General features: G+C 35.4%; 7 protein-coding genes. All 7 read right to left on the bottom strand.

Annotated elements, in window-relative coordinates; all coding sequences use genetic code 11:
• Window positions 1-304: 304 nt before the first annotated feature.
• Window positions 305-1,498 carry an efflux RND transporter periplasmic adaptor subunit gene (locus tag A194_RS0114205; RefSeq protein WP_017187476.1) on the bottom strand — a complete coding sequence of 398 codons (1,194 nt, stop codon included), beginning with the start codon at window positions 1,496-1,498 and terminating at the stop codon, window positions 305-307.
• The gene (locus A194_RS20370) at window positions 1,498-2,169 is read right to left on the bottom strand and encodes a hypothetical protein (RefSeq protein ID WP_017187475.1); all 672 of its coding nucleotides are present in this window, start codon (window positions 2,167-2,169) and stop codon (window positions 1,498-1,500) included. The genes A194_RS0114205 and A194_RS20370 overlap by 1 nt, the downstream gene beginning before the upstream one ends.
• 159 nt (window positions 2,170-2,328) lie before the next feature.
• Complete coding sequence (locus A194_RS0114195; protein ID WP_017187474.1) at window positions 2,329-2,769, bottom strand: VanZ family protein; 441 nt, start codon at window positions 2,767-2,769, stop codon at window positions 2,329-2,331.
• Window positions 2,770-2,986: 217 nt separating this feature from the next.
• Window positions 2,987-3,223, bottom strand: coding sequence for a hypothetical protein (locus tag A194_RS0114190; RefSeq protein WP_017187473.1), 237 nt, complete (start codon window positions 3,221-3,223; stop codon window positions 2,987-2,989).
• A 257-nt stretch (window positions 3,224-3,480) separates the two neighbouring features.
• Window positions 3,481-4,395 carry a DMT family transporter gene (locus A194_RS0114185; protein WP_017187472.1) on the bottom strand — a complete coding sequence of 305 codons (915 nt, stop codon included), beginning with the start codon at window positions 4,393-4,395 and terminating at the stop codon, window positions 3,481-3,483.
• Window positions 4,396-4,410: 15 nt separating this feature from the next.
• Window positions 4,411-5,322 (bottom strand): dihydrodipicolinate synthase family protein, encoded by a 912-nt coding sequence (locus tag A194_RS0114180; RefSeq protein WP_157783068.1) that lies wholly within the window; start codon window positions 5,320-5,322, stop codon window positions 4,411-4,413.
• On the bottom strand, window positions 5,297-5,640 hold a 344-nt coding region (locus tag A194_RS18630; RefSeq protein ID WP_017187470.1), incomplete at its 5' end, for a creatininase family protein. The genes A194_RS0114180 and A194_RS18630, both read right to left, overlap by 26 nt.

Here is a 5,640-nt window from a genome sequence, read left to right as displayed (position 1 = left end):
CACCCCAGTGTACATTGGTAAACTTAAGTCTAAGCCTAAGTCCCTATACCAATTATACTAAGTATATATTAACAAAAATAGGCATTATAAATCAACAATTTCCATGATTATACACAAAAAATCTTTTGACGTTTTTCGACAAAAAATTAGGTTGTTCCTGGTTCCCCATTCTTTTTACTGTTCATATAACAGCAGCATTTCTCACCTATATTCCTTGTCTTAATTAACATAACTAATTTAATTCACTAATGCTTTATACCTATTTAAGAGGTGCTACGAAACCAATAGCTGTCTATACACCGAGCTACCTAAACAGCATGCCTTTAATAACTGGCTCACGTTTTGCCACATCTAATAACTCAAACCAAGAAACCTCACTTAAATTCAATCGTGTTGTCACCTCTGTACCATCGTGGAAACGTTCTTTAGGTGAAGTTGAAATATGAGTCCCCTCTGGAATATCTTCAACTTCTAACCAATGCTCCATCTGAATTCCAGTAGACACGTCTAAATAATGAAGCTTTCCTGTATCCGTCATGGCCCAAAGGCCGCTCTCACCTACTAAATGCTCTTCTCTTATAACACTTGTAGCCTCAGACTTTTCTAAAATAACGTCAAAATGAACCTTCTCCCCCGGAATGAGTTCACCTTCATCTTCAAACTGAACGTTCATCGTGTATTGGCTAGGTTTATTTAAGTCGAGTTCACTTGCAACGGGTGATACGTGACTTACTTCTCCGTTCTCTTCTCCATTCATACGCACTTCCATACCTTCTTCAACTTGCTTCTGCTCTGATTCAGACAAAGCCGCTTCTACATACCACTCTCGATTTAAAATCGTTATAAGTGGATCATCCAATTCAGCTGATACACTATGGACGATGCCATCATAAGGACTTGTTACTGTAACCGTTTCGCCTGTTGATTCAAGTTCACTTAACTGCGCTTCTACACTGTCCAGATTCGCCTGTCGAATCGATACCTCATGTTCCATCTCCATTATGAATTGAACTTTCTGGAATTCAGTTTCGATATTTTCAACATGGCTAATATCAACTGACACTTCATCATCTTCTATGAACACCGACGTATCATAGCTCGTCTCTTCAATAGGGTAGTTTTCGAGCTGCGTAATTAGCATTTCAATACTATTAATCTCGTCTGTTAACCTAGCAACCTCTTGATTCAACCTATTAGATTCTTGTGTGTAATCACTCACATTATACGTATATAGCGGGTCACCTGTTGATACTTCCATACTATCTTGTACGAGCATCTCACTGAACTCACCACGACTTTGGTCAAAATAAACATGATGCTTCTCACCCGTCACCATACCCTTTTGCCCAAGCACTTCTTCCATATCTCTTAGATCAACCGTCGTCCAATCAGATATGTTAGAAACACGCTCGACATTCTCATGTTGATCAAAAAAGATTAAACAGACGTTCGTAACAATGAACAGCCCGATAAAGGTTAGTAATCGTTTTTTACTCATCATAACAGCCACCCTTCTAACTGTGTGCTGTTCAGATATGTCATCAATGAGACCATACTCCATAAGAAGATGTTAAGGCTAAGAACAATAGTCCACACTTTGCCCCGGCTAAGTGTTGATAAACTATGTAAGTATCTAATTTGAAAATAAACGATCCACACTTGAATGACCGAAATCGATCCGAAAAAAGCAATTAACCAATCCCGCTCAGTCAAATATGACGCGATAACACCTAATGATAAAGGTGATCCATTCCAATCTAGTCCATACAGCGTAAATAAAGGTACCCAAAGTAACCGCTCAATAATTAACGCTAATAAAACAACTTGTTGTAATAAAAGGGCTTTCTTATACGGTATTTTCGTAAGCAAATGAAAATAATAGCTAATTAAATAGAGCATGACGAGTGCAAAAAGAATGGCATAAGCTACTCGACCCATCACAAACCAAACTTGCGCGGTGAAAAACTGCGCTTCTGTCATTTCAATTATGTAATAAGTTAAATAATTCGTCCCCATTCCAAAAGACGCCATTAAAATATATACAGCAACCGTTAAAACAATTAACGATAACTGAACTTTCCATTGACCACGAATGACTTCCTGTTTTTCAATTCGATATAGTTGTTCGTTAGGTGCTTTAATTAATCCGTACAAATAACTTTGATACATATAAATACCAACCCTAACATATTTTCCTTATAAACTATTGTAATAGATTATAAGAGAAGTGTCATCTCTATAAAATAAAGTGATGACACGATAAACGGATCATCACTCCCATTAGACGTCGATAATTCTTCAACGATCCATCAAGCTTTATACACTTGCCTACAACCATTCTCCTTTATGTAATAAACGTTTAAACACAATATATAATAAAACACCGAAACTCGCACCAACTGTATCTAAAACAACGTCACTCACTTCTCCAGACCTTCCTGGTATGTATAATTGATGGACTTCATCTGAGATCGCATATAAAAAGCAAACGACAATCGTCACCCAAGCACTTCGCTTAAGCTCCACGCCACTTACTCTTAATGCATTTATGACGAGAATCCCAAGTACAAAGTATATAAAAAAGTGCGCCCCTTTTCGAATGAGGAAATGAACCCAATCTGTGTCCGCATCTATAAACGGTACAAACGATAAAACGAGATCGACGACACTTCCACTTAACTCGCTCGACTCTTCCCCAGGCTGGTGTGAGAAATAAAAAATAAGCCCCATCCACATGAGGACAGCCAACCAAGACACTAACTTCTTCATCATTCATCTCCTTAAATTTCAACCCAATTAATCAAACTATGTATTAATAAACACCTATTATCATATGGTACAATAACTTCCATTAATATGGAATCTATAAAATAAAATACCACCGTTTTATTATGAAATAAAACGGTGGAACGTCTGAACTGTCCATAATTTTTATTTTTTGGGGAAAGTGGGCTCCATTAATTCCCACTGTTTAATAATTTGAGAGTTATTTTTCATTTCTTTTACTGATCCGTTCAATTCGAAAGTCTTCTTTAAGGACTTGTATAAACTTAAACATACTTAGAGGAACTTTGCCTCCACTTAGTTTAAAGATCTTCCAATGAAGTCCGAGCATCCGTTCAAGATCTTCTTTCCGCCGCTCCTTACTAAATTGATAGTAAGCGTGAATAAACTCAGATTTCATTTTCTCAATCTCTTCTGTTTTGTCTTTTACAGTTTCCAAAAAGCTACCTTCTCACCTCCACTATAATTTGTTGAAAAAAAGCTGCGATTACTTATTAGTTCTTTATAACCACCACCTTATTCCTACAAAGTACAATTATATTTTACAAATTTTTCAGAAAAAGTAAAGTGCTTTTCTGAAAATAATTGTGAACAAAATGTGAACAATTCAGAAGTACTTAAAAATATTGCACTATATATTGTGTTAATTTTATAAATCGGATCAATAAATTAATAAAAAAGCCACTTTAATTGGATTTATGCGCTATTATTTACATCCTTTTGCTTTCGCATTAATAATTCATCTATGGCACCTGTTCCTAAAAATACACCTAATAGAATTAAAAGAAAACCTATAAAATGATAATAAGCAATTGTTTCTCCTAAGAAAATCGCTGCACCAACTACCGCGAAAAAAGTGTTAAGGTTTATAAAAATTGCAGACTCCGCTGCCCCTACACGCTTAATAGCTAAATTATATGTCATGTGTCCAAAAGCAGTACAGATGACTGCACTATATAAGAAGATTAATAACAATAGCGGATCAAACAACTGTTTTAATTGGGTGATGTCATCTCCTAAAAAGAAACTTATAATAAGCATAGCAGATGCCCCAATTACCATCATATAACCTGTTAATAATCGTGGATCAAACTCAGGTTGCACCTTACTTATCAGTATAAAACTGTATGCTTGTGTAGCCACACTTAAAAATACAATGATATCTCCTAATACAAAATCAAAATTAGACCCACTGCCTAATGTTGTCGTAAAAATAACACCTAAAAAACCAACTAAAAATCCAGTTACTTTTAAATGAGTCATTTTTCGATATAAAATCATTACTGACATTACCATCGTTAAAATAGGGCCAAAACCTAAGATAATTCCTGTATTGATACCCGAAGTATAAGTTAACCCAATTGCTACAAACATATGGTGAGCAACTACATTGAATAGTGCTACGTATAATATAATCCATAACTCTGAACGTTTGGGAAGTCTAAAGACATTCAACAATTTCGTAATAATTAAAACCGTAACACCAGCAGTCATAATTCTAACTGCTGTTAAAATAACAGGGTCAATATGGTTAACAAGTGTATGAATAGCAGAAACATTAAAGCCCCAAAACATCATGATAAAAAACAGTAACACATAAATTACCTTCATGATTCCACCACATTTCTAACCATAAGCATTATCATTTAAAATGTACTTAATCTTCATTGCTGTTTTCTCATCAACAGGTGAAAAGGGAGCTAACGAATATTCACTTAGATAGAACCCTTTTGCTATTAAACATGATTTAATAATTGATGGTATTGAATAGCCAAGATTATATACTCGCGTTAATTTGGTAATGTATTCCTGTTCCGAATGTGCCTCGCCAACTTCCCCTTCCTTGAACCTTTCAAATAGATTAACAAATGCTCGTGGCTCAAAGTTGCTTGTACCAATAATCCCTCCTGCTCCACCTAATAAGAGCGTGTTAAGATAATGATCATCAAAACCAGCAAAAACCGAAAAGTGTGGATTAATGGCTTTTACATTTTCTATAACACTTTTAATCCGACCAATAGAATCAACAGTTTCTTTAATACCTACTACGTGATCAAATTCTTGTACTAGACGTATGATTAGTGAAATTGGAAGTTCTTGACCCGTTCGTTCTGGAAAGTTATACAATAGAGTAGGAATTGAAACAGAAGATATGATTTTTGAAAAGTAACCATGAAGTTCTTCTTCAGTAAAACTCCAATAATATGGATTAATCAATACGATGCCGTCACCATCATGTTGTTCTACAAACTTTGACAAATAAATTGATTCTTGTAGGTTGTTGCTTGATGTACCAAAAAATATCGGAACACGACCTCCAACATGATTGACAGCAAACGTTATGATCTCTTGTTTTTGAGTAATACTTAATTGGGAAAACTCACCAATACTTCCCAGAAACAAAATGCCATGTACTCCCTCATCTACAAGGAAATCAATCAATTGAGCAAACTGGCTATAATCAACTTCATAACTTTCGTTGATAGGTGTAATAATTGGTGTCATAATCCCTTCAACTGAATGTGCTATGAGATTCACCCCCAAAATGATTAACTACAATTTTTTCGTATTCCTGATTAAGCATTTTCATTATTATCTCCCCTTTTTCTTTTGAAGCGAAAGAAGGGGTCCCAACAACTCCACTATCTGTAAAGTCATCAAAGAAACGATACCGATCGAAGGTATTAGCGGCATACAAGTCTGAACTCAAACCTTTATCTACAGACACTGGTTCATCTATATAGTCATCCTTTGAAATATTGAATGAGGATAAATAAAGCATTAAGGACGTTTCAAACTCACCTGCATGCCCCATACCACCATCACTTGACTCACGAATATCATCTATGTGATCTT

The organism is Alkalibacillus haloalkaliphilus C5 (genome assembly GCF_000269905.1).
Taxonomy (GTDB): Bacteria; Bacillota; Bacilli; order Bacillales; family Alkalibacillaceae; genus Alkalibacillus; species Alkalibacillus haloalkaliphilus_A.
The sequence above is the reverse complement of the archived record's forward strand: the minus strand, read 5'-3'. Positions and strand labels throughout refer to the sequence as shown.

What these genes read in the sequence shown, in the direction of transcription:
- A194_RS0114195 (WP_017187474.1), bottom strand. Translation starts at nt 2,769, where the DNA reads ATGAAGAAGTTAGTGTCTTGGTTGGCTGTCCTCATGTGGATGGGGCTT.
- A194_RS0114185 (WP_017187472.1), bottom strand. Translation starts at nt 4,395, where the DNA reads ATGAAGGTAATTTATGTGTTACTGTTTTTTATCATGATGTTTTGGGGC.
- A194_RS20370 (WP_017187475.1), bottom strand. Translation starts at nt 2,169, where the DNA reads ATGTATCAAAGTTATTTGTACGGATTAATTAAAGCACCTAACGAACAA.
- A194_RS0114205 (WP_017187476.1), bottom strand. Translation starts at nt 1,498, where the DNA reads ATGAGTAAAAAACGATTACTAACCTTTATCGGGCTGTTCATTGTTACG.